Source organism: Streptomyces sp. NPDC005483, from assembly GCF_040606035.1.
In the GTDB taxonomy this organism is placed as follows: domain Bacteria; phylum Actinomycetota; class Actinomycetes; order Streptomycetales; family Streptomycetaceae; genus Streptomyces.
Genome location: NZ_JBEXEA010000018.1, coordinates 176,086 through 198,949, shown reverse-complemented (window position 1 = coordinate 198,949; position 22,864 = coordinate 176,086). Strand labels below are relative to the sequence as shown.

Annotated in this window: 17 protein-coding genes and 1 other RNA gene; 12 read left to right on the top strand and 6 right to left on the bottom strand. The window is 71.4% G+C overall.

Annotation, left to right across the window (positions count from 1 at the left end):
* Positions 1–35 precede the first annotated feature (35 nt).
* Entirely contained in the window at positions 36–524 is a 489-nt protein-coding gene (locus ABZT06_RS31570; protein WP_355748493.1) for a MarR family transcriptional regulator, read from the top strand.
* A 122-nt stretch (positions 525–646) separates the two neighbouring features.
* Positions 647–1,627, top strand: a complete 981-nt coding sequence (gene galE / locus ABZT06_RS31565) for a UDP-glucose 4-epimerase GalE (protein ID WP_355748490.1) — start codon at positions 647–649, stop codon at positions 1,625–1,627.
* Between the two features lie 122 nt (positions 1,628–1,749).
* Here galE and ABZT06_RS31560 read toward each other — a convergent pair whose 3' ends face one another.
* The 5 genes from ABZT06_RS31560 to ABZT06_RS31540 form a co-directional block, all read right to left on the bottom strand.
* The gene (locus ABZT06_RS31560) at positions 1,750–4,014 is read right to left on the bottom strand and encodes a bifunctional glycosyltransferase family 2 protein/CDP-glycerol:glycerophosphate glycerophosphotransferase (RefSeq protein WP_355748487.1); all 2,265 of its coding nucleotides are present in this window, start codon (positions 4,012–4,014) and stop codon (positions 1,750–1,752) included.
* Between the two features lie 143 nt (positions 4,015–4,157).
* Positions 4,158–5,066: a carbohydrate ABC transporter permease gene (locus ABZT06_RS31555; RefSeq protein WP_355748484.1), complete on the bottom strand. Its 909-nt coding sequence runs from the start codon at positions 5,064–5,066 to the stop codon at positions 4,158–4,160.
* The gene (locus ABZT06_RS31550; RefSeq protein ID WP_355748481.1) at positions 5,063–6,406 is read right to left on the bottom strand and encodes a sugar ABC transporter permease; all 1,344 of its coding nucleotides are present in this window, start codon (positions 6,404–6,406) and stop codon (positions 5,063–5,065) included. Before ABZT06_RS31550 ends, ABZT06_RS31555 begins: the two co-directional genes overlap by 4 nt.
* Positions 6,407–6,410: 4 nt before the next feature.
* Complete coding sequence (locus tag ABZT06_RS31545) at positions 6,411–7,802, bottom strand: carbohydrate ABC transporter substrate-binding protein (RefSeq protein ID WP_355748478.1); 1,392 nt, start codon at positions 7,800–7,802, stop codon at positions 6,411–6,413.
* A 188-nt stretch (positions 7,803–7,990) separates the two neighbouring features.
* Positions 7,991–12,001, bottom strand: a complete 4,011-nt coding sequence (locus ABZT06_RS31540) for an FHA domain-containing protein (RefSeq protein WP_355748579.1) — start codon at positions 11,999–12,001, stop codon at positions 7,991–7,993.
* Between the two features lie 329 nt (positions 12,002–12,330).
* Here ABZT06_RS31540 and ABZT06_RS31535 point away from each other — a divergent pair, with 329 nt between their 5' ends.
* From ABZT06_RS31535 to ABZT06_RS31520, 4 genes are all read left to right on the top strand, one after another.
* Complete coding sequence (locus ABZT06_RS31535) at positions 12,331–14,052, top strand: serine/threonine-protein kinase (RefSeq protein ID WP_355748475.1); 1,722 nt, start codon at positions 12,331–12,333, stop codon at positions 14,050–14,052.
* A 105-nt stretch (positions 14,053–14,157) separates the two neighbouring features.
* Positions 14,158–15,411 (top strand): serine/threonine-protein kinase, encoded by a 1,254-nt coding sequence (locus ABZT06_RS31530; protein WP_355748472.1) that lies wholly within the window; start codon positions 14,158–14,160, stop codon positions 15,409–15,411.
* 59 nt (positions 15,412–15,470) lie between these two features.
* A complete protein-coding gene (prfB, locus tag ABZT06_RS31525; RefSeq protein ID WP_355748469.1) occupies positions 15,471–16,577 on the top strand; it encodes a peptide chain release factor 2 in 1,107 nt (368 codons plus the stop codon).
* 292 nt (positions 16,578–16,869) lie between these two features.
* Positions 16,870–17,547 (top strand): hypothetical protein, encoded by a 678-nt coding sequence (locus ABZT06_RS31520; RefSeq protein WP_355748466.1) that lies wholly within the window; start codon positions 16,870–16,872, stop codon positions 17,545–17,547.
* A gap of 102 nt (positions 17,548–17,649) precedes the next feature.
* Here ABZT06_RS31520 and ABZT06_RS31515 read toward each other — a convergent pair whose 3' ends face one another.
* A complete protein-coding gene (locus tag ABZT06_RS31515) occupies positions 17,650–17,841 on the bottom strand; it encodes a hypothetical protein (RefSeq protein ID WP_355748463.1) in 192 nt (63 codons plus the stop codon).
* 236 nt (positions 17,842–18,077) lie between these two features.
* Here ABZT06_RS31515 and ftsE point away from each other — a divergent pair, with 236 nt between their 5' ends.
* The 6 genes from ftsE to ABZT06_RS31485 all read left to right on the top strand — a co-directional run bounded on the left by ftsE (position 18,078) and on the right by ABZT06_RS31485 (position 22,854).
* Complete coding sequence (gene ftsE / locus ABZT06_RS31510; protein WP_057610798.1) at positions 18,078–18,767, top strand: cell division ATP-binding protein FtsE; 690 nt, start codon at positions 18,078–18,080, stop codon at positions 18,765–18,767.
* Positions 18,768–18,809: 42 nt separating this feature from the next.
* Positions 18,810–19,727 (top strand): permease-like cell division protein FtsX, encoded by a 918-nt coding sequence (ftsX, locus tag ABZT06_RS31505; RefSeq protein ID WP_031050043.1) that lies wholly within the window; start codon positions 18,810–18,812, stop codon positions 19,725–19,727.
* Between the two features lie 68 nt (positions 19,728–19,795).
* Entirely contained in the window at positions 19,796–20,965 is a 1,170-nt protein-coding gene (locus ABZT06_RS31500) for a S41 family peptidase (RefSeq protein ID WP_355748459.1), read from the top strand.
* Between the two features lie 166 nt (positions 20,966–21,131).
* Positions 21,132–21,674, top strand: a complete 543-nt coding sequence (smpB, locus tag ABZT06_RS31495; RefSeq protein WP_007382420.1) for an SsrA-binding protein SmpB — start codon at positions 21,132–21,134, stop codon at positions 21,672–21,674.
* 98 nt (positions 21,675–21,772) lie between these two features.
* Positions 21,773–22,159, top strand: a transfer-messenger RNA (tmRNA) gene (ssrA, locus tag ABZT06_RS31490).
* Between the two features lie 344 nt (positions 22,160–22,503).
* Positions 22,504–22,854, top strand: coding sequence for a hypothetical protein (locus tag ABZT06_RS31485; RefSeq protein ID WP_355748456.1), 351 nt, complete (start codon positions 22,504–22,506; stop codon positions 22,852–22,854).
* Positions 22,855–22,864 lie beyond the last annotated feature (10 nt).

The window sequence follows — 22,864 nt, the reverse complement described above, 5'->3', positions numbered from 1 at the left end:
ACAACTAAATCGCCGACAAGCGCTATCCTGGACGCATGGACACGTCCCCGACCGCCACTCCGACCGCCACCGACTGGCTCCGTCTCGACCAGCAGATCTGCTTCTCCCTGAACGCGGCCTCCCGCGCCTTCGGCAGCGTCTATCGCGTGGTCCTCAAGGACCTGGGGATCACCTACCCGCAATACCTGGTGATGCTGCTGCTGTGGGAGCACGGCGAGCTGCCCGTCAAGAAGCTCGGCGAGCACCTGCGGCTCGACTCGGGCACCCTGTCCCCGCTTCTCAAGCGGCTGGAGGCGGCGGGCCTGGTCCGGCGCGAGCGCAGTGCCCGCGACGAGCGCTCGGTGCAGGTGCGGCTCACCGAGGAGGGCGCCGCCCTGCGCGAGCGCGCGGAACAGGTGCCCCGCCAGATCTTCTCGGCGACCAGCCTCGACCTGGACGAGATCCGCGCTCTGCGGACCCGCCTCGACCAGCTCACGTCGGCACTGGACCAGGCCGTGCACGCCGAGCTGCCCGACGAGGACTGACGGAGGACCGAGCAAGGACTGGCTCAGGACGGGCTGAGGACTGGCAGTCACCGGAAAGGCGTCGATACCGCCTGGTTCACTGATACGCGGACACGGGTCAACCGAAGAGGGGACGGCCGTACATGACCTGGCTGATCACCGGCGGCGCCGGCTACATCGGGGCGCACGTCGTGAGGGCGATGACCGGGGCGGGCGAGCAGGCGGTCGTGTACGACGACCTGTCCGCCGGCGTCGCCGAGCGCGTGCCGGCCGACGTGCCGCTGGTGGTGGGTTCCACGCTGGACGCCGAGCGGGTCGCGCACACCCTGGCGGACCACGAGGTCACCGGTGTGGTCCACCTCGCGGCGAAGAAGCAGGTCGGCGAGTCGGTGGAGCTGCCGCTGCACTACTACCGGGAGAACGTCGAGGGTCTGCGCGTCCTGCTGGAGGCGGTGACCACGGCCGGCGTCCCCTCCTTCGTCTTCTCGTCCTCGGCGGCGGTGTACGGCATGCCGGACGTCCCGCTGGTGACGGAGCGGACCCCGTGCGCGCCGATGTCCCCGTACGGCGAGACCAAGCTGGCCGGGGAGTGGCTGGTCCGTGCCACGGGTCGCGCGACCGGTCTCTCCACCGCCTGCCTCCGCTACTTCAACGTGGCGGGCGCGGCGAGCCCCGAGCTGGCCGACACGGGCGTCTTCAACATCGTCCCGATGGTCTTCGAGAAGCTCACCGAGGACGCGGCCCCGCGCATCTTCGGCGACGACTACGACACCCCCGACGGCACCTGCGTCCGCGACTACATCCACGTCGCCGACCTGGCCGAGGCCCACGTGGCCGCCGCCCGCACCCTGCAGTCCGCCCCGGGACGCGGCCTCACCGTCAACATCGGCCGCGGCGAGGGCGTCTCCGTCCGCGAGATGATCGACCACATCAACGCGGTCACCGGCTACGACCGCCCCCCGACCGTCACGCCCCGCCGGCCCGGAGACCCGGCCCGGGTCGTCGCCTCCGCCGACGTGGCGGCCACAGAACTCGGCTGGAAGGCCAAGCACGACGTCCAGGACATGATCACGTCGGCGTGGGAGGGCTGGGTGCGGCTGCACCCGGAGGCGGCCCGGGGCTAGCGGCGGCCGTCCACCGTCCGCGCGGCAGGACGGCGGAGCCGGCGCCCCGGCCGTCCCACCGGGCGCCAGGTGGACGGGCGGGTCGGGGTGGGACGGGACGGACTGGACGGCACGGGCTCCTCCTAGCGGGTCTCGGTGACGGGCGTTTCCGTCGCGGGGCGGGGCACGGTGGCCAGCGGGGGACGGCCGAGCGCGGCCACCGCCGACGGCACCGGGTGACGCTCTGCGAGCGGGATCACCGGGGGCACCTCGGTCTCGCCCAGGACGACACGGCGTACGACCCGTTCGGCGGCGCGGCCGTCGTCGTACGGGCAGAAACGCTCGCGGAACGCCGAGCGCAACTGGGTGGAGCGGGAGCCGCGCCAGTGGCCGCTGGCGAAGATGTCAGTCAGTTCGTCCTCGCTGCGCGCGACCGCTCCCGGCGCGAAGGACCGCAGGTCGAAGTAGGTGCCGCGGGCCGCTTCGTACGCCGCCCGGTCGTCGGCGGAGGTATGGATCACGATCGGCCGGTCCAGGCCCGCGTAGTCGAACATCAGGGACGAGTAGTCGGTGACCAGGACGTCCGAGGCGAGGCACAGGGACTCGACGCTCGGGTGGTCCGTGACGTCGATGACCCGGCCGGTCGCGGGGGAGACGAGCGGGCCGCCGTGCCGGTGGTGGGCGCGGGCCAGCACCACGAAGCGGGGGCCCAGGCGGCGCAGGAGGCGGGCCAGGTCGAGGCCGGCCCGCTGGGTGCGGCGGTGGTCGCGGTAGGTGGGCGCGTACAGGATGGCGACCGAGCCCGCGGGGATGCCGAGGGACTCGCGCAGCCGTCGTACGTCCTCCGAGGTCGCCCGCTGGAACACGTCGTTGCGGGGCTGGCCGTAGGGGAGCGTGGTGTAGCCGCCGGGGTAGACCCGCTCCCAGGTCAGGGTGGTGTGGCGGTTGGCGGACAGGAGGTAGTCCCACTGGTCGACGCCGCGCAGCATCGCCTCGAAGTCCAAGTCCCCTGCTGCCGCCGGGCGTTCCTGGAGGTCGAGGCCCATGTGCTTGAGAGGCGTGCCGTGTTGGGTCTGGACGAGGATCTGTCCGGTCCGCTTGACCAGAAGGCGGTCGAAGTCGGTGTTGTTCACGAGGTACTTGGAGCGGGCGAGCGCCGTCCAGTAGGCGGCCGTGCCGGGTCGGATGCGGCGGGTCGCGGTCGGGATCGTGTGGTGGTGCTCCGGGCGGGCGATCCACGCGGTACGGATGTGCGGGGCGAAGGTGCGGAACGCCTCCTCCAGCGCGCCCGGGTTGCAGCCGTGGCCGCGGCCGCCGTACGCGGCGAAGACGGCACGGTCCCCGCACAGGGGGAGGCGGAGCTGGACGCGGTAGTGGAGTCGCAGGGCCGCCGCGTGCAGGGACCTGGCGAGGCGTACGGCAGGGCGGGCGGCCCCACGGCCGAAGCTCCGGGCCAGTTCCGCGAGCCGGTGGGCTCGGTACAGGCCCAGGCGGATCACGGTGTGGCGCGGCCGGGAGCGCGCCGGGACCGGGTGGCCCGGGGTGCGGTGGGCGCGGTAGTGGGCGCGGGCCCGGCGCAGGAACTCGGCACGGCTGCCGCGGGGGAGACGGTCCCGCTGAGCGAACACCGCCCAGAGGTCGTCCACCATGCGGAGGAACAACACGGGCCGCCAGCGGGCGAGTTCGCGGCGCGAGTCGACGTACGCGAAGGCCCTGTCGTACTGCTCGAACAGGTCGAAGTGGCCGGCCGCGACGAGGGGTTCGCCTCCGCGGTGCCGGCGATGGTGGACGCAGACCCGGTCCAGGGTGGCGATCGACTCGGCGGCCATCAGGGCCTGGCAGGTCCAGGGCAGGTCCGCGTGATGGCCGGGAGGGAAGGCGAAGCCCTCGCGCTCGACGAACTCCCTGCGGTACGCCTTGTTCCAGGCCACCGCCGGCACCCGCAGCAGCCCCGGGCGGTCCTCCAGCCCGAACGGCGCCGGGCCCTGCTCGGTGAGCCCGCCCGTAAAGCTGCCGCCGACGGTCTCGCCCGACCAGTGGACGAGCGCGTGGTCGTGGACCAGGACGTCCGGTTCGCCGGTCTCCTTCAGCCGGTCGGCGATCGCCCGCAGCGCGTGCGGCGTGAGGGTGTCGTCGCCGTCGAGGAACAGCAGGTAGTCGCCCGTCGCCTCGGCCACCCCGGCGTTGCGGGCCTGGCCGAGCCCCGAGTTGTTCGCCAGATGAACCGCCCGGACCCGGGGATCGCGGGCCGCGAACTCGTCGACGATCTCGCCGCACGCGTCCGGCGAGCGGTCGTCGACCGCGATCAGCTCCAGATCCTCGTACGACTGTGACAGCACCGACTCCAGGCATGCGGGCAGGTACGCCTGAACCTTGTACGCGGGGACGATGACACTGAACCTGGGCACGGCACACATCCATGGGTCGGCGCGGGCGGTCTGCCCGGCAACGCCCCACGTCGGCGCGGGGTTACGGTCCGTACGGCATTCGGGCGAACGCGAAGGGGCGGACCGGTGTCGGTCCGCCCCTTCGACTCGACTGCCCGTACGGGCTACTTGACCGCGCCCGCCATCACGCCGGACACGAACTGCCGCTGGAACGCGAAGAACACGAGCAGCGGGATCACCATCGAGATGAACGCGCCCGGCGCCAGGACGTCGACGTTGTCGGCGAAGGCACGCATCTGGGTCTGCAGGGCGACCGTGATCGGCTGGCTGTCGGCGTCCGTGAACACCAGGGCGATCAGCATGTCGTTCCACACCCACAGGAACTGGAAGATGCCCAGGCTCGCGATCGCGGGCCCGCCGAGAGGCAGCACCACCCTTGCGAACAGGCGCAGTTCACCCGCGCCGTCGAGCCTCGCCGCCTCCAGGAGCTCACGCGGGATCTCCGCGAAGAAGTTCCGCAGCAGGAACACGGCGAACGGCAGACCGAAGCCCACATGGAAGAGGATCACGCCGAAGATGTTGCCGAACAGGCCGATCTTGCCGAAGAGTTCGGCGATCGGGATCAGCGCCACCTGCACCGGAACCACCAGCAGACCGACCACGGCCATGAACCACCAGTCGCGGCCCGGGAACTCCATCCACGCGAACGCGTAACCCGCGAGCGCGCCGATGGCGATCACCAGGATCGTCGCCGGGACCGTGATCAGCACGGTGTTGACGATGGAGTTGGTGATGTCGCTGTTCTGGAGCAGCTTGTCGTAGCTGTCGAAGGTGAGCTGGGAGGGCTTGGTGAAGACCTTCCACCAGCCGGTCGCGGCCAGGTCCCCGGGGCTGCGCAACGAGGAGATCAGCAGCCCGATCGTCGGCACCAGCCAGAACAGGCCGACGACGACGAGGAACACACTCACCACGCCGCCGCTGACGCGCTCCACGAGCCGTGAGCCGAGCGATTGCTTCACCTTCGCACCCTCGGCGGGTGCCGTCTCGGGGAGCCTTTCGGCCTGGGTCGTCATCGCCGTACCTCCCGCCTGAGCCGACGAATGTTGAACCACATCACCGGGATCACCAGCAGCAGCAGGAACACCGAGATGGCGCTCGCGATGCCCGGCTGGTCCTCGGCGAAGCCCTTGCGGTACAGCTCAAGGGCGAGGACGTTCGCGTCGTCCTGCGAGGAGCCCGGCGGGATGATGAAGACCAGGTCGAAGATCTTGAGGACGTTGATCATCAGGGTCACCGTGACGACCGCGAGGACGGGCGCCAGGAGCGGGACCGTGACCCTGCGGAAGACCTGCCACTCGCTGGCGCCGTCGACCCGGGCCGCCTCCAGGAGTTCCCGGGGAATGCCCGCGAGCCCGGCCGCGATCAGCACCATCGCGAAACCGGCCCACATCCAGATGTACGACCCGATGATCGCCGGCGTCACCAGCGACGGGCCGAGCCAGTCGATCCCGTTGTAGGCCTCCTTGAAGTTGCTCGCCGGGAGCCGGAGTCGGGCTCCGTCGGCCTTCTCGGAGAAGGAGAACGTGCCGTCGTCACCGGCCTTCGCGGTTTCTACGACCTTGCCGTCCTTGACCGCCTCGATCTTCATGCCGGGGTAGCCGAGTTCGGTCGGGTCGACCCCGCCGAGCTTGCCGACGCCCTTGCCGCGCGTGAAGTCCTGCCAGGTCGTCCCGGTGATCCGGCCCGGGTCGGTCTGCGGCGCCACGGCCTTCTTCGCGTCGCCCGGCATCTGGTCCGGGGCGACACCGACCAGGGGCAGGGTGACCGTACCGCCGGTGTGGACGGCCGTCTTGGTGATGAAGCCACCCCCCTGTGCCACCAGCGGGGAGTTGCGGCCCGGGTGGGCCTTCGGGAACGCCGAGGACTGCGCGAACGTGTCGTGCACGCCCACCCACACCGCGTTCGCAAACCCCTTGTCCGGGTCCTGGTCGTAGACGAGCCGGAAGATGATGCCCGCCGCCAGCATCGAGATCGCCATCGGCATGAAGACGACCAGCTTGAACGCCGTTCCCCAGCGCACCCGTTCGGTCAGTACCGCGAAGATCAGACCGAGCGCGGTGGCGATCGTCGGCGCGAACACCGCCCAGATGATGTTGTTCTTCAGAGCCGTGCGGATGCCGTCGTCGGTGAACAGCGCCTTGTAGTTGTCGATTCCGGCGAACCCGTCACCGGACTGGTCGTAGAAGCTGCGGACCAGGGAGTACCCGATCGGGTAGACCACGAGCGCGCCCAGCAGCACGAGGGCGGGCAGCAGGAACAGCACTGCCACGGTCCTGCGCGTGCCGGTCACGCTCTTGCGCGACTTGGGGGAGGCAGGGGCCGGTGGGACCCCTGCCTCGGTGGCCGATGTCATCGCCTCAGTTCCCGTAGGCGGCCGCCGCGTCGGCCTCCAGCTTGGCCTGGGTGCCCGCGATGTTCGCCGGGTTCGTCAGGAAGTCCTGGAGCGCCTTCCACTCACCCTTGCCGGGAGTGCCGCCGAAGGCCTGCGGGGCCTGGTCGGACATGTCGAAGCGGAAGTCGTCGCCCGAGCCGATCAGCGCCTTGGCGATTTTCTGCTGCACCGGGTTCGGATACGACGAGATGTCCACGTTCTTGTTCGGCGAGAGATAGCCGCCCAGCTTCGCCTGGATCGTCGCCGCGTCCGGGGAGGCCAGGAAGGTGGCCAGCGCCTGCGCCCCCTTGGAGTCCTTGAGGATCACGGCCGCGTCGCCGCCGGAGACCACGGGGGCGGTGTCACCGACCTTCGGGAACGGGAACACCTTCGCGTCCGTGCCCACCTTCGCCTTGGCCGTCTGGATATTGACCTGCGCGAAGTCGCCCTCGTAGACCATCGCCGCCTTCGGCTGGTCGCCGCCGGTGAACGTCTGCGTCACCGAGGCCGGGAAGTCCGTCTGCAGCGCGCCCTTCGCGCCGCCCGCGACGTAGTCCTTCTTGCCCCAGACCTGGGCCAGCGTGGTCAGCGCGTCCTTCACGGACGGGTCCGTCCACTTGATCTCGTGCTTGGCGAGCTGGTCGTACTTCTCCGGGCCCGCCTGGGAGAGGTAGATGTTCTCGAACCAGTCCGTCAGGGTCCAGCCCTCGGCGCCGCCCACGGAGAACGGCGTCACGCCCGAGTCGTAGACCGTCTGGGCCGTGGTCAGCAACTCGTCCCAGGTCTTCGGCTCGGTGGCGCCCGCGTTCTCGAAGACCTTCGCGTTGTACCAGATCAGCGACTTGTTGGCGGCCTTGTAGTAGACGCCGTACTGGGTGCCACCGACCTTGCCGATGTCCTGCCAGCCCTGCGAGTAGTTCTTGGCGAGTTCCGCCTTGGCCTCCGCACCCAGCGGCTTCGCCCACTTCTTGTCCACGGCCTGCTTGATCGCGCCCGGCTGCGGAAGCATCGCGACGTCCGGCGGCTGGCCGCCCGCGACCTTCGAGCCGAGGAAGTTGACGATCGGGTCCTGGGCGGGCACGAAGGTCACCTTGGCGCCGGTGCGCTTCTCGAACTCCGCCAGGACCTTCTTGAAGTTGGCCTGCTCCGCGCCGCTCCAGACGGCGGCGACCTCCAGGCTCTGCCCGTTCAGCTTGGGGAGGGTGACCGTGGTGCCGGTCTCCTTGCCGCCTGTCGCGCCCGTGTCACTGCTCTTGTCGTCGTTCCCGCCGCATGCGGTGAGCGAGAGGGCGAGGGCCGCCGCGAGGGCGGCGGCCGCCGATTTCGCAGCCCTGTTCGCTGACTTGGGCTTCCGCTGTGTGCTGCTCGTGCTGCGCATCACGACCCCGTTCTTCGTTCCTCGTCGAACGTTCGAGGGCTGTCCCGTGCGCTCTGGTCTACGCCGGGTGGACGAGGGTCGGCAAGTGGGCGTCCGCTGTCAACCGGAAGATCGTGATGGCGTCGTGACCAGTGCCGGTGCGTCGTGGCGCGCGTCATTGGGGGCGGTGCCCCCGGACCCCTTCGCGTCTACAGCAGTGACGGGACCTCTGCCGCTGCGACTTCCCTCGCTGCCCGTTCCAATGCACTCGCCAGCAGGGCAAGATCCGTCGGGCCGTTGCCCAGTTCGCGGACCGGGCGGCGGGCCGGGGGGTCACCCATGCGTTCCCATTCCAGCGGGACGACCGTGGGGCGGAGAGTCGCCGTGCGGGGGATGCGGCCGGTGACCCGGCCGGCCTGGAAGGCCGTGACCCGGCCGTCGGACCAGGTCAACCGGCCGCGGCCGGGAGCGGGTTCGTCCTGGCCGGTGGCTGGGGTGTCCAGGGTGACGCGGAGGGTGGCCAGGCGGGCCGTCTCCGACTCGGCCGTACGACCGCCCGGGCCGGTCGCGGCCACCAGGTGGACGCCCAGGCGCTCGCCCTCACGGGACACCGCCTCGAGCGCGCGTATGACCGAGCCGGCGGCCGGCCGGCCCGGGGAGCCGAGGGGCGGGGAGACCAGGGCGTCCAGGTCGTCCACGATCACGACCAGACGGGGGAGCGGGGGAGCCGTCTCCGTCCGGCGGCGGGCCGCCCCGGGGCGCAGGCGGATCGTGGAGCTGGGCGGCGAGTCGAGGTCACCGGCGGCCGGGTCGCCGGGCGTGCCCGCGCTGCCTGCCGTGCTCCGGTGTGACGCCGTGCGCTGCGCGACCATACGGCCCGACAGCTCCCGGCCGGTGTGCCACTCCGCGAAGTCGGAGCGGCCCAGCAGCTCCGCGCGCCGCTTCAGCTCGGCGGTCAGGGACTGGGCGAACTCCCGCATGCGGACCGGGTCGTTGGCGAGGAGGTGGGTGGTCACGTGCGGTACGTCCGTGCACACGCGCAGGCCCTCGCCGTGACCGCTGCCGCCCACGCTGTCCCGGCCGTCCATCAGGACGATGCTGAGCCGGTCGGGCCGCTCGGCTGCGGCCAGCGAGGCGACGACCGCGCGCAGCAGTTCCGTACGGCCGCTGCCCGCGGGGCCCTCGATCAGCAGGTGCGGGCCCTCGGCCGCGAGGTCGGCGCAGACCGGGCCGCGCGGTCCGGCCCCCAGCACCGCCCAGGCCCGGCCGCCGAGTGACTCCGGGTCGTCGGCCGCGTCCGCCCAGCGTGTCATCAGCGACGGCGGGGTGGCCCGGGCCAGCCCCAACTCGTCCAGCAGCCGCGCCGACCGGGGCAGCGGCGCGGACACGCGCGCGTGCCCCGCACCGGCGGTCCCGTCCGTCCGCAGCGGCGCCAGCGCCCGCGCGAACCGCTCGGCCCAGGCCGCGGAGACGGCGTCCACCGCGGCGACCGTGCCGTGGCCGACGGGGACCGGGGCGGAGGCCGCGGTGAGGTGGACGGTGTCGGAGTCGGTGTGCGAGCCCGGGCCGGTGGTGCGGGCCTTGGCGCCGGTGCGGGGCGCGTCCGCGTGGCGGGTGTCGGCCGGGGGCGGGGTGGTGCCGGGGCGGGAGGTGTCGGAGCGACCGGGCTCGGGGACGCTGCGGTAAGCGTCGGTGCCGGTGCCTGACTGCGCGGGAACCCTCGTCCGCGCCACCCGCATCAGCCGCAGTGCCGTCGCCACGTCACCGCTGAGCAGGCCGACCGCCCCGCACTCGCGGAACGTCGGGGCCGCCGCGCACGCCGCCTCGTACGTGTCCGTCACCGGAGAGGCGGGCGAGGCCGGGGCCGTCTCGGCCAGGCACACGATGTGGATACCGGCCCGGGGGCCCTCCGCCGCGAGCCGCGCCACGGCCTTGCGCAGATCGGCGCCGCCGGGGTCGCCGTCCACGACGACCACGGTGTACGGCCCCGGGAAACCGCCGCCTGTCTCGTCCTCCGCGTCGTCCCTGGCCCAGGAGGGCCGTCGGGCGGTGTCCCGGGGGCGGTCCTGAGAGGCGGCCGAGCGGGCCGCCGGGACGGTCCTGCGGGCTGGTGCGAGCTCCTCGTCGGCCAGGTGGTCGTCCAGGCGCCGCAGGAGTTCGTCGGTGCGGGCCGCGGCCTGTTCGCGGTCGTGGGCGAGGAGGAGGCGGCAGTCCTGGCCGTGTCCCGGGCGGACATGGGGGAGCCAGCCGAGCCAGGACCACTCGGCGGTGCGCTCCTGCGCGGACCGGGAGCGGTCCGTGCTGATCAAGACGATCTCCAGGGTCTCCGGCGCGTGCAGGGCGGCGAGCTGGGCCACCACCGCGCGGGCCAGCCCGGCGAGGCGCGCGCGGGGACCGGCCAGGCCCAGTGCGCCGGCCTCGCGCAGATCCGCGGTGACCGGCACGGCCGGAAGCAGCCCCGAGCCGTCGGGAGCCGCCCGGTCGGCGGTGCCGAGCCGCACGGTGAGGGCCTCGGGATGCCCGGGCCCGCGCTCCCACAGGCGCGCTCCGGGACCCAGCGCCGTCAGCAGCAGGGCCGCCGGGTCGGGCCAGACCTCGGGCATCTGGGGCGCGGTGGCCGACGGCACCGCGGTGACGGGCGCGGCCGTCTCGCCGTACGCCTCGTCGCGCTCGGACGTCTCCTGCTCGCCCCGGCCCCCGGTCAGCCGCCGGGCCCACGCGGAGAGCCCGCCGCGCCGCCGCACGCCCTGCGGTACGTCGGTGCCGCGCAGGGGGGTGCCCTTGCGGCGGCCGGTCGCGGGGGCGTCGGGCGCGGAGGGGAGGTCCTGGCCGGCTGGAGGAGGCGAGGGGAGAGCGGTCGTGCGTGTCACTTCGAAGGAGCCGAGCCCGGCCCGGCCGCCGTGGGTGTCCCCGCCGGCAGCCCTGTCCGGTGCTTCGCCGGAGGAGAGCGCTCCGGCAGCACCCCGGGGGCCGGCTTCGGTGTCGCCCCGGCGCTCGATCCGGGGTGCACCGCCCTGCCCCGGCACGACCACCGACGGCTCGGTGGGCCCGTGACCCTGGGCTCCTGTGGTCTCGGGGCCGCCGCCCGACGCGCCCCAGCTCGCGGGGCCATAGGCGTGATGGGTCCGGTCGGCGGGCGGCCGAGGTGCGGCGTCGCCGCTGTCACGGCCACCACGCGCGGGTGTCGAGCCCTGCGCCGACTCCGCGCTCGCGGCGGACGCGGCCTCCGCGGCACGTGCCGACACCCTGCCGCGCGCGCGGGGCGAGCCCGCGGCTGGTGCGGAGGCCGAGCCGGACGCGTCTGCGCCGTTGTCGCGGGTTCCTGCCGCCCCACGCCCCTCGACAGCACCCGGCCGGTATCCGGCCGTGCCGGGTGCCGCTGCGTTCTCCGAAGCCCGGCGCGGCCCGGTCACGCTCGGTCCATGACCCGCGGTGCCCGGTTCCCGGGCCTCTGCCGAGCCACCGGGTGCAGGACTGCCGCCCCGCGGATGCCCGGCGCGGCCGGTCCGGGCATACGTGTCCGCGGGCCCGGCCGCGGACGAGGTCACGCGCACGTGTCCCTCGCCGTCCGGTTCCGTCCCGAGCCGGCGCCCCCCGCTCGGCGACAGCCGGAGCACCGACTCGCCGATCCTCAGGAGCGCCCCCGGAGGGAAGCGGACCGGGCGGGTGCCCACCCGGGTGCCGTCCAGGGTCGTGCCGTTCGTGGAGTCGAGGTCGGCCACCGAGACGCGGCCGTCGGGGGCGACCGTGACCGCGCAGTGCAGGCGGGAGACGTCGGGGTCGTCCAGGGGGACGTCGGCGTCGGCGGAGCGGCCGATGTGGATCTGGCCGCCGTGCAGCAGATGGACGCCGCCGGCGTCGGGGCCGGCGACCACGTGGAGCTGGGTGGGGGCGTCGTCGAGCTCGGGGTGGGGCTCGGGAGCCGCCGGGGCGCCCAGGGAGAGAACGGCGCCGTCGATCAGCGGCGGCTCGCCGAGGGTGGCGCGCTGGGTGTCCAGCCGCTCCCCGTCCGCGTACAGCACGACCGGGCCGCCGCCGCGCTCGGCCTCGCCCGCGCGGGAGGCGCCCCCGTCCCCGGGGACCGCCGAGGCGAGGGCCGTGGCCACCGCGGCCAGTGCCGTGCCGACGGGAGCGGTGACCAGCACGTCGCAGCTCGCGGCGCGGCCCCGGGTCCGGTCGGACGGGCCCAGCGGGTCTACGACGGTCAGCCGGATCTGCATCGCCGTCAGCGGTCCCTTCTGCGCGGACTGGTTCGCGGACAAGCACGCGCCCAAGTTCGTCGGCCTTGACGGTAGGCATCCTCGCACCTGCCACTGACAACGCGCCCGTCGCCCGAGGGCAAGTGATCTTGATTGGTCGGCTCTGCCCCCAAAAGTGCCTGACCAGTGCAACGCCGGCGATCACTTGAGATCGGTCACGTCAACGTCCGGCAACCGGGAGACCCGCACGGAGCGTCTTTCCTTCGAACGCGCTTGGCAACGCTTACCTGGTGCCGTGAGGAGCGGCACTACAGTGGGTCGGAACGACAGCAAGCAGCAGGGAGTGCAAAGTGCGGCCGGTAGGCAGCAAGTACTTCCTCGAGGAGCCGCTCGGACGCGGTGCCACGGGGACCGTGTGGCGGGCCCGCCAGCGGGAGACCGCGGGCGCCGAGGCCGCCGTACCGGGACAGCCCGGCGAGACCGTCGCGATCAAGGTCCTCAAGGAGGAGCTCGCGAGCGACCCGGACATCGTGATGCGGTTCCTGCGCGAGCGCTCCGTCCTGCTGCGGCTGACCCACCCGAACATCGTGCGGGTGCGTGACCTGGTCGTCGAAGGCGATCTGCTCGCCCTGGTCATGGACCTCGTCGAGGGACCGGACCTGCACCGCTACCTGCGCGAGAACGGCCCCTTCAGCCCCGTCGGCGCCGCCCTGATCACCGCCCAGATCGCCGACGCGCTCGCCGCCAGCCACGCCGACGGCGTGGTCCACCGCGACCTCAAGCCCGCCAACGTGCTGCTGCGGCAGTACGGCGGCCAGATGCACCCCCTGCTGACCGACTTCGGCATCGCGCGCCTCGCGGACTCCCCGGGCCTGACCCGGACGCAGGAATTCGTCGGCACGCCCGCGTACGTGGCGCCCGAGTCCGCCGAGGGCCGCCCGCAGACCTCCGCCGTCGACATCTACGGCGCCGGCATCCTGCTGTACGAGCTGGTCACCGGCCGTCCGCCGTTCGCCGGGGGCTCCGCCCTCGAAGTCCTGCACCAGCACCTGAGCGCCGAGCCGCGCCGCCCTTCCACGGTCCCCGACCCGCTGTGGACGGTCATAGAGCGCTGCCTGAGCAAGAACCCGGAGCGACGCCCCAGCGCCGAGAACCTCGCCCGCGGGCTGCGTGTCGTCGCCGAGGGCATCGGCGTGCACGCGAACTCCGCGCAGATCGCCGCGGCGGACAACGTCGGTGCCCTGCTGCTGCCCGACCCGGACCCGGCGGCCGTACCGGACACCCCCGGGGCCGCCGACCCGACGCAGGTGCTGCCGCACGGCGCGGGCGCCTACGACCCGAACGCCGCGACCAGCTTCCTGCCGCACACCGGCGCCGGGAACCCCGTCGGCGCCGCCGACCCCACCGCCGTACTCCCGCACCGCGGCGCGGCCGATCCGACCGCCGTCATGCCGCCGGTACCGCCCGGACAGCCGGGACAGCCGGGACAGGGGCAGTACGGGCAGCAGGGCCAGCAGCCCGGCGGGCCCGAGGACCCGCACCCCTGGCAGAACCAGCTGCGCGCGGCCCGGGACCGCAACGAACAGACGCAGGTCCAGTACCTCGACCCCGGCGAGGACCCGCTGCGCCGCCGCCCCCAGCGGCAGGTCGCCAGGCCGCAGCAACAGCAGCCGCCTCAGCGGCAGCAGCGGCCCCAGCAGCGGCCCCAGCAGCGGCCCCCGCAGGGCGGCTACGGCCGTCAGCCGCAGCAGCAGCCCCAGCAGTACGCCCCGCAGCAGCAACAGCCGCAGCGGTACGCGCCCCCGCCGCAGCCCGAGCGCCCCGCGCGCGAGCCCCGGCAGCCGCGGCAGCGCAGTGCCAACCCGATGAAGATCCCGGGTCTGGGCTGCCTCAAGGGCTGCCTGTTCACGATCGTCATCCTGTTCGTCGCGAGCTGGCTGATCTGGGAGCTGAGCCCGCTCCAGGAGTGGATCGGCACCGGCAAGAGCTACTGGCAGCAGATCGGCGACATCATCGACACCGTGAGCGGATGGATCGGGGATCTGGGCGGAAAGACCTCAGGTCAGCAGTAACTCTGGAGATTTGTCGACAACCAGCGGGTGATTTCCGTCTCCGCGGTGAAGGTTGGCTCTTCCGACGCGTAGTTTTGTCGGCAACACGCGTCTGTAGGAGCAGCCTTGGCACGGAAGATCGGCAGCCGGTACACCGCCAACCAGATCCTGGGGCGGGGCAGCGCCGGCACGGTGTGGCTGGGCGAGGGACCCGAGGGGCCCGTCGCCGTCAAGCTGCTGCGCGAGGATCTCGCGTCCGACCAGGAGCTCGTCGGCCGCTTCGTCCAGGAGCGCACGGCTCTGCTCGGCCTGGAGCACCCCCACGTGGTCTCCGTACGCGACCTCGTGGTCGACGGCAACGACCTCGCGCTCGTCATGGACCTGGTCCGGGGGACGGATCTGCGCACCCGGCTCGACCGGGAGAAGCGGCTCGCGCCCGAGGCGGCGGTGGCGATCGTGGCGGACGTCGCGGACGGGCTGGCCGCGGCGCACGCCAAGGGGGTCGTGCACCGGGACGTGAAGCCCGAGAACATCCTGCTCGACATGCAGGGACCGCTGGGCCCCGGGGGCTCGCACCCCGCGCTGCTGACCGACTTCGGTGTGGCCAAGCTGATCGACTCGCCGCGGCGGACCCGGGCCACGAAGATCATCGGAACCCCGGACTATCTGGCGCCGGAGATCGTCGAGGGACTGCCGCCGCGGGCGTCCGTCGACATCTACGCCCTCGCGACCGTCCTGTACGAACTGCTGGCCGGGTTCACGCCCTTCGGGGGCGGGCATCCCGGAGCGGTGCTGCGTCGGCACGTGACGGAGACGGTCGTCCCGCTCCCGGGGATTCCCGACGAGCTGTGGCAGCTGATCGTGCAGTGCCTGGCGAAGGCGCCGGCCTCCCGGCTGCGGGCGTCCGAGCTGGGGGCGCGGTTGCGGGAGCTGCTGCCGTTGCTGGCCGGGATGCCCCCGCTGGACGTGGACGAGCCGGACGGGGAGCAGGAGGAGGAGCAGGACGCGGAGGACGCGGCCGCGGACTCCTCCGGGGAACCGGTACGGTCCGGGCGGCCGGCGCGGCGGGGGGCGGTGCCGTTGGTGCCGGGGGCGAAACCCGCGGACTCCAATCGGGACACGCACACGTCGATGCGGGTGCCGGGCCCCGACGAGCTGGCCGGAGGCGCGCGGGGGACGGCCCGGGTGCCGAGGCCCGCCGGGGCGCCGCGGCCGGGATCCGCACGGCACCGGGCGACCACGCGGCGGCGCAGGCTGGTCGTGGGAGTCGCGGGGCTGGTGCTGGTCGCCGCGGCGGGCGTCGGGATATGGGCGGCCACATCGGACGACGCGGGAGCGTCACCGCAGGACACGAAGAACTCGGCGCCCGCCTCCCCCTGAGCGGGCGGCGGCCCGGGCGACGACCGAGGTCGGTTGCCACAGCCGTTAGGCTGGAGGGCGTGGCAGTCGTCGATGTATCCGAAGAGCTCAAGTCCCTCTCCTCGACCATGGAGTCGATCGAGGCCGTTCTGGACCTCGACAAGCTGAGGGCAGACATCGCCGTGCTCGAGGAGCAGGCGGCCGCGCCGTCCCTGTGGGACAACCCGGACGAGGCGCAGAAGATCACCAGCAAGCTGTCCCACCTCCAGGCGGAGGTCAGGAAGGCGGACGCGCTGCGCGGCCGCATCGACGACCTCTCCGTGCTGTTCGAGATGGCCGAGGAGGAGGACGACCCGGACACCCGCGCCGAGGCCGAGTCCGAGCTCGTCGCCGTCAAGAAGGCGCTCGACGAGATGGAGGTGCGGACCCTCCTCTCCGGCGAGTACGACTCCCGCGAGGCGCTCGTCAACATCCGAGCCGAGGCCGGTGGCGTCGACGCCGCCGACTTCGCCGAGAAGCTGCAGCGGATGTACCTGCGCTGGGCGGAGCAGAAGGGCTACAAGACCGAGGTCTACGAGACGTCGTACGCCGAAGAGGCCGGCATCAAGTCGACCACCTTCGCCGTGCAGGTGCCGTACGCCTACGGCACCCTGTCCGTCGAGCAGGGCACCCACCGGCTCGTGCGTATCTCGCCCTTCGACAACCAGGGGCGCCGGCAGACCTCCTTCGCGGGCGTGGAGATCCTTCCCGTGGTCGAGCAGACCGACCACATCGAGATCGACGAGTCCGAGCTGCGCGTGGACGTGTACCGGTCGTCCGGTCCCGGCGGTCAGGGCGTCAACACCACCGACTCCGCGGTCCGGCTGACTCACCTTCCCACCGGCATCGTGGTCTCCTGCCAGAACGAACGCTCGCAGATCCAGAACAAGGCGAGCGCGATGAACGTCCTCCAGGCCAAGCTGCTGGAGCGCCGCCGGCAGGAGGAGCAGGCCGCGATGGACGCCCTCAAGGGCGACGGCGGCAACTCCTGGGGCAACCAGATGCGTTCGTACGTGCTGCACCCGTACCAGATGGTCAAGGACCTGCGCACCGACTTCGAGGTCGGCAACCCCGAGGCTGTGTTCAACGGCGAGATCGACGGTTTCCTCGAGGCCGGAATTCGCTGGCGCAAGCAGCAGGAGAAGTAACTTTGTCGACTTGACCATCGCTCCGCAACTGCCGCCCACCGGGCGGCAGTTTGCTTTATGTCTGGGTTTTACATCACACTCACAGACCGCTTTCCCCGGCAAAGAGCGCTTACCCGGACATCGCGCCCGCAACGGCCTTGACGTTGCTTTAAAAAATGGGAATGGTGAGGCTCGGCATGCGTATCTCTGGGGCGCATGTGAACCGGGGGACTTGAGCACAGCTACCTTCTCCCGTCGATCACGGCCCCGAGCGCCGCCTCATTGACGATGAGCTACTGGGGGTAGCAACCACATGACGAAGAAGACGCGGATCCGGATCGCGCGCATAGCCGCCGGTGCCGTGATCGCGGCCGGTGCCTCGCTGACCGCTGCCGGCGCCGCTTCCGCGCTGGAGATCGGTGTGAGCGTCGGCGAGAGCGGGGTCGGCGTGAACGTCGACACCGGCCTCGGCGACGACGACCCGGGTGACGGCACTCCGACCAACCCGGGTGACGGCATCCCGACCGTGCCCAACCCGCCCACCGAGGAGCCGCCGACCGAGCAGCCGCCGACCGAGCAGCCGCCCACCGAGGAGCCGCCGGTCACCCAGGAGCCGACGATCCCGTCGGAGCCCACCGAGGAGCCCACCGAGCCCACCGAGGACCCGTCCGACCCGGGCACCGGGAACGGCAATGGGAACGGCAACGGCAACGGCAACGGGAACGGCAACGCCGGGGGTGGCAACAGCAACACCAACCCCGACGGCGGTTCCAACACCTCCGCCCAGGAGGAGGGCTCCTCGGCCCTCACCGAGACCGGCACGGACACCACGTCCAACACGTCGGCCCAGGGCAACGGCCAGCAGCTCGCCGAGACCGGTGCCGGTCAGACCGCCTTCCTGATCGTCGGTGCCGCCACGATGATCGCCGGCGGTGTCGGCTTCCGCCTTCTGCCGCGTCTGGCGGGCGGCCGCGGCGGCGCTGCCGCCTGACGGTGACGTCAGGTAGTCGCGTACCCGCTTAGCGTGCGCATGCTGTACGACGAAGGGCCCGGAGCATTCCGCTCCGGGCCCTTCGTATGTCCTCGGCGCCGCCTAAGCGGTCTGGTGCGCCAGCAGGGCCACCGCTGCGATCAGGACCGCGAGCAGGGCGATGAGGGCCGTCGGGTTCAGGCCCGCGAAGGGGCTCTCCTGCTCCAGCCGCTCGCGGTTCGCCCGGCACACGGGGCACCGGCCCTCGCTCACGGGTGCCGCGCAGTTTGCGCACACCAGGCGGTCGTACGTCATGCGCGTCACCCTTCCTGCGAATACGTTCCACATGGAGAACGCCCCCGGGTCGGAGAACGTTCCCCTCACTACTGTGCCAGGTTCCGCTGGGGGTCGCCTGTGCGCTGCCGAAGAGTGGGATTCCAGGTCGGCACAAAACCGCCCATCCGATACGCAACCCGAACCGGCGCCTGCGCTCGCGCACCCGGTTCGCGTATGGTCACGCTCATCTACCCCCGGCCTACCGTGGTGCATCCGTGATCCGATTCGACAACGTATCCAAGGTCTACCCCAAGCAGACCCGCCCCGCACTCAGGGATGTCTCCCTGGAAGTGGAGAAGGGCGAGTTCGTGTTCCTCGTCGGGTCCTCCGGCTCCGGAAAGTCCACCTTCCTGCGGCTGGTGCTCCGCGAGGAGCGGACCAGCCAGGGGCAGGTGCACGTCCTCGGCAAGGACCTCGCACGCCTGTCCAACTGGAAGGTGCCGCAGATGCGGCGCCAGTTGGGGACGGTGTTCCAGGACTTCCGGCTCCTGCCGAACAAGACGGTGGCGGAGAACGTCGCCTTCGCGCAGGAGGTCATCGGCAAGTCGAAGGGCGAGATCCGCAAGTCCGTGCCGCAGGTGCTCGACCTCGTCGGGCTCGGCGGCAAGGAGGACCGGATGCCCGGCGAGCTGTCCGGCGGTGAGCAGCAGCGCGTGGCCATCGCGCGGGCCTTCGTGAACCGGCCCAAGCTGCTGATCGCCGACGAGCCCACCGGCAACCTCGACCCGCAGACCTCCGTCGGCATCATGAAGCTGCTCGACCGGATCAACCGGACGGGCACGACCGTGCTGATGGCGACGCACGACCAGAACATCGTGGACCAGATGCGCAAGCGCGTCATCGAGCTGGAGAAGGGCCGCCTCGTCCGCGACCAGGCACGCGGCGTCTACGGCTACCAGCACTGACCGCCGTTCGTAGAGTCCCCGGAAAGGCCTGAAGAAGACGCCATGCGCGCCCAGTTCGTACTCTCCGAGATCGGTGTCGGTCTCCGTCGCAACCTGACGATGACGTTCGCGGTCATCGTCTCCGTCGCCCTGTCGCTCGCCCTGTTCGGCGGGTCGCTCCTGATGAGCGACCAGGTCGGCGCCATGAAGGGCTACTGGTACGACAAGGTCAACGTCTCGATCTTCCTCTGCAACAAGAGCGACGCCGAGTCGGACCCCAACTGCGCCAAGGGCGCGGTGACCGAGGACCAGAAGAAGGACGTCCTCTCCGACCTGAAGAAGATGTCGGTCGTCGAGACGGTCATCCACGAGTCGCAGGACGAGGCGTACAAGCACTACAAGGAGCAGTTCGGCGACTCCCCGCTGGCCGCGTCCCTCACCCCGGACCAGATGCAGGAGTCGTACCGGATCAAGCTGAAGGACCCGGAGAAGTACCAGGTCATCGCGACCGCCTTCAACGGGCGTGACGGTGTGCAGTCCGTGCAGGACCAGAAGGGCATCCTGGACAACCTCTTCACGATGCTGAACCTGATGAACCGGGCCGCGCTCGGCGTCATGGCGCTCATGCTGATCGTCGCCCTGCTGCTGATCGTCAACACGGTGCGTGTCTCGGCGTTCAGCCGTCGGCGGGAGACCGGGATCATGCGGCTCGTGGGCGCCTCCGGCTTCTACATCCAGGCGCCGTTCATCATGGAGGCCGCCGTCGCCGGGGCGATCGGCGGCGGACTCGCCTGTGTCTTCCTGGTCGTCGGCCGGTACTTCACCGTCGATCACGGCATGGCCCTGGCCACCAAGCTCAACCTGATCAACTTCGTGGGCTGGGACGCCGTCCTCACGAAGCTGCCACTCATCCTGGCCGCGAGCGTGCTGATGCCCGCGTTGGCCGCGTTCTTCGCGCTGCGCAAGTACCTGAAGGTGTGACGCATGCCAAGAGGGCCGTACGGTCAACCGGCCGTGCGGCCCTCTTGCGTTGTCCTAGACTCACCGGCATGTCGGGCCGAGATCTGTTCTGTCAGCCCCGCCGCATCGGCCGCGGGGCGGCCCTGACATTGGTGTTCGCGAGCGTGCTGGTGGCCGGCGCGGCGACCGGTTCCTTTCCCGAGGCCGACGGCGGCCGGAAGTCCCCGTCGGACACGGCCCGTTCGGCAGCTCCCGCGGGGCACCACGAGGACGTGACCGAGGCGGCCGAGCAGGCCTTGGCCGACGGCAAGTCCCCCATGGAGGCCGCAGAGCGTGCCGTCAGCCGCAGCGGGGACCGCTGGGGGGCCGTCTACTCCCGGGGCGAGTACGAGGAGTTCGAGGAGGCCCTCGACGGCCGCTACACCGGCGTCGGCCTGTGGGCGCGGCGCGAGCGGGACGGCCGTATCGAGGTGATCAGGGTGAGTTCCGACTCGCCCGCGGCGGCCGCCGGGATCCGCGAGGGCGACCGGCTGCGCAGTGTCGACGGGGAGCGGGTGGACGGGCATCCGGTCACCGAGGTGGTCTCCTTACTGCGCGGCGACGCCAAGGACGCGGCCGCCGGTACGGCGGTCCGGCTCGGCCTCGAGCGCGGCACACACGCGTGGACGGAAACCGTCCGGCGAGCCCGGCTGTCCACCGACTCGGTCGCCGTTCGAGAACTCGCCGGCGGGATCACCGTCATCAAAATCGACTCGTTCACCAAGGGCGTCGGGGACGAGGTCCGTGACGCCGTCCGGGACGCTCCGGCCGGGGGCGGGATCATCCTCGACCTGCGCGGGAACTCCGGCGGACTGGTCACCGAGGCCGTCACCACGGCGTCCGCCTTCCTCGACGGGGGACTCGTGGCCACCTACGACGTCGACGGCTCGCAACAGGCGCTGCACGCGGAGCCCGGCGGGGACACCGGCAGGGCGCTGGTCGCGCTGGTCGACGGCGGCACGATGAGTGCGGCCGAGCTTCTCACCGGGGCCCTTCAGGACCGGGGGCGGGCGGTGGTCGTGGGGTCGCGGACGTTCGGCAAGGGGTCGGTGCAGATGCCCAGCCGGCTGCCGGACGGCGCTGTGGCCGAGCTGACCGTGGGGCACTACCGGACTCCGTCGGGGCGAGGGGTGGACGGGCGGGGGATCACGCCTGACCTCGAGGTCGATGAGGGGGCCCTTCGGCAGGCCGAGACGGTGCTTGGGGGATTGGGCGACTAGAGGTTGCCCCTCGGCCGCCGGCCGGTGGGGGCTGGTCGCGCCCACGCGGCGGAGCCGCACATCGACACAGCCCCGCGCCCCTGGCGGGCTGACCTGACGCCCGTCGATAAGGACTGGTCTCCGCCCCCCTCACTAGTGCGAAAATGGCAGCACTATGAGCAAGGGAATGTACGTACCGAAGGAGTCCCAGCCGAAGCAGGGTGGCGGGGGCGGCAAGGCCCGGGACGGGGAGAAGGGCGGCAAGCGGAAGCTGGTCGCCCAGAACAAGAAGGCCCGGCACGACTACGCGATCATCGACACCTACGAGGCCGGGATCGTGCTCACGGGCACCGAGGTGAAGTCGCTGCGTCAGGGGCGCACCTCGCTGGCCGACGGCTTCGTCCAGATCGACGGCGGTGAGGCGTGGCTGCACAACGCCCACATCCCCGAGTACAGCCAGGGCAGCTGGACCAACCACTCCGCGCGCCGCAAGCGCAAGCTGCTGCTGCACCGCGAGGAGATCGACAAGCTGGAGACGAAGGCCCAGGAGACCGGTCACACGATCGTGCCCCTCGCCCTGTACTTCACCAACGGCCGGGCCAAGGCCGAGATCGCCCTCGCACGAGGCAAGAAGGAGTACGACAAGCGGCAGACACTGCGGGAGAAGCAGGACCGCCGGGAGTCGGACCGCGCGATCGCGGCGGTGAAGCGCAAGGAGCGGGGCCAGTAGGCGGGGCCGCCCGGAATACAGTGGCATCGGCGTGCGTTGGTCACGTACGATGGAGTCAACACCGGCCGAGGTCGGTGGGCGCATTGAAAACAAAACATGGGGATGATCGGTTTCGACAGCGGCTGTTGAGGCAGGGGAAGCGTGTCGAGGAAGCGGCAATGATCTCGTTAACCATATGTCGCAACCAATAATCGCCAATTCCAAGAGCGATTCCCGCGCCTTCGCCCTCGCTGCCTAATAAGCAGTGAGTGAAGGCCCTAACGGGTGTCAGCCCGGGAGTGTTCCCGACCCGGACCCTGGCATAATCTAGGGGACTAAACCATTGAGCCCGGTCACGGGGTTCGATGGGAAATCAAACAGTGACTGGGCCCGTCGGCGACTTGTTCGCGTGATCGCCGGGGCCGAGAAAATCGCAGCGAACTGCACACGGAGAAGCCCTGGTTCTGCACCGTTGGACGCGGGTTCGATTCCCGCCATCTCCACTCGCCTCTTCCGGGAGGCAACCCCATGTGGGCGAAGGCCCCGCTGCTTCACGGCAGCGGGGCCTTCGTCATGTCCTGGCCCGGACTGCCCTGGACGTCACATGATCCAGTGTCCACCGAGGGAGGTGACGGACAGTGCGAAGCATCGATGGGTCCGACTTCGGTGTGACCTGGCTGATGAGCATGTTCCACCCGGACTGGACCCATCACGGACCCACCGCGGTCGAGGCGGCGCTGTTGCTGCGCCTTCCCGCGGCGATGATCGAGGTGCTGTGGCCGGGGGTACCGGGACCCGGCCGTCCTTCTTCTCCGGAGGGCGGACCGGTGTCACCTCGGGAACGCGGTGGATGGAGACGCTCACCGGCCTGTGCGACACCTGGCTCTCCAGACACGCCGGGGCCGATGACACAGGCGCCGTCCCCGCGGAGTGGGATGGCACGGACCTGGCGGACGCGGCCATCGCCGAGATCGCAGCGGCGGACTTCCTACCGGACGAGGTCGGTCGCGCGCTGACCGAGTGCGTCCGCCGCTGCACCCCGGACATCGCGTTTCGCATGCTGCTGCGGGCTGTGGGAGAGATCGGTACCGCGTCCGGCGCAGCGCTCTCGCCGCAGCACTACGCACGGCTGGCCGCACTCGCCTCGGCGCTGCAGTACGGCGAGTTCGTGGTGTCGGAGGTACAGCACCTGGTGGCATGACGGGGATCCG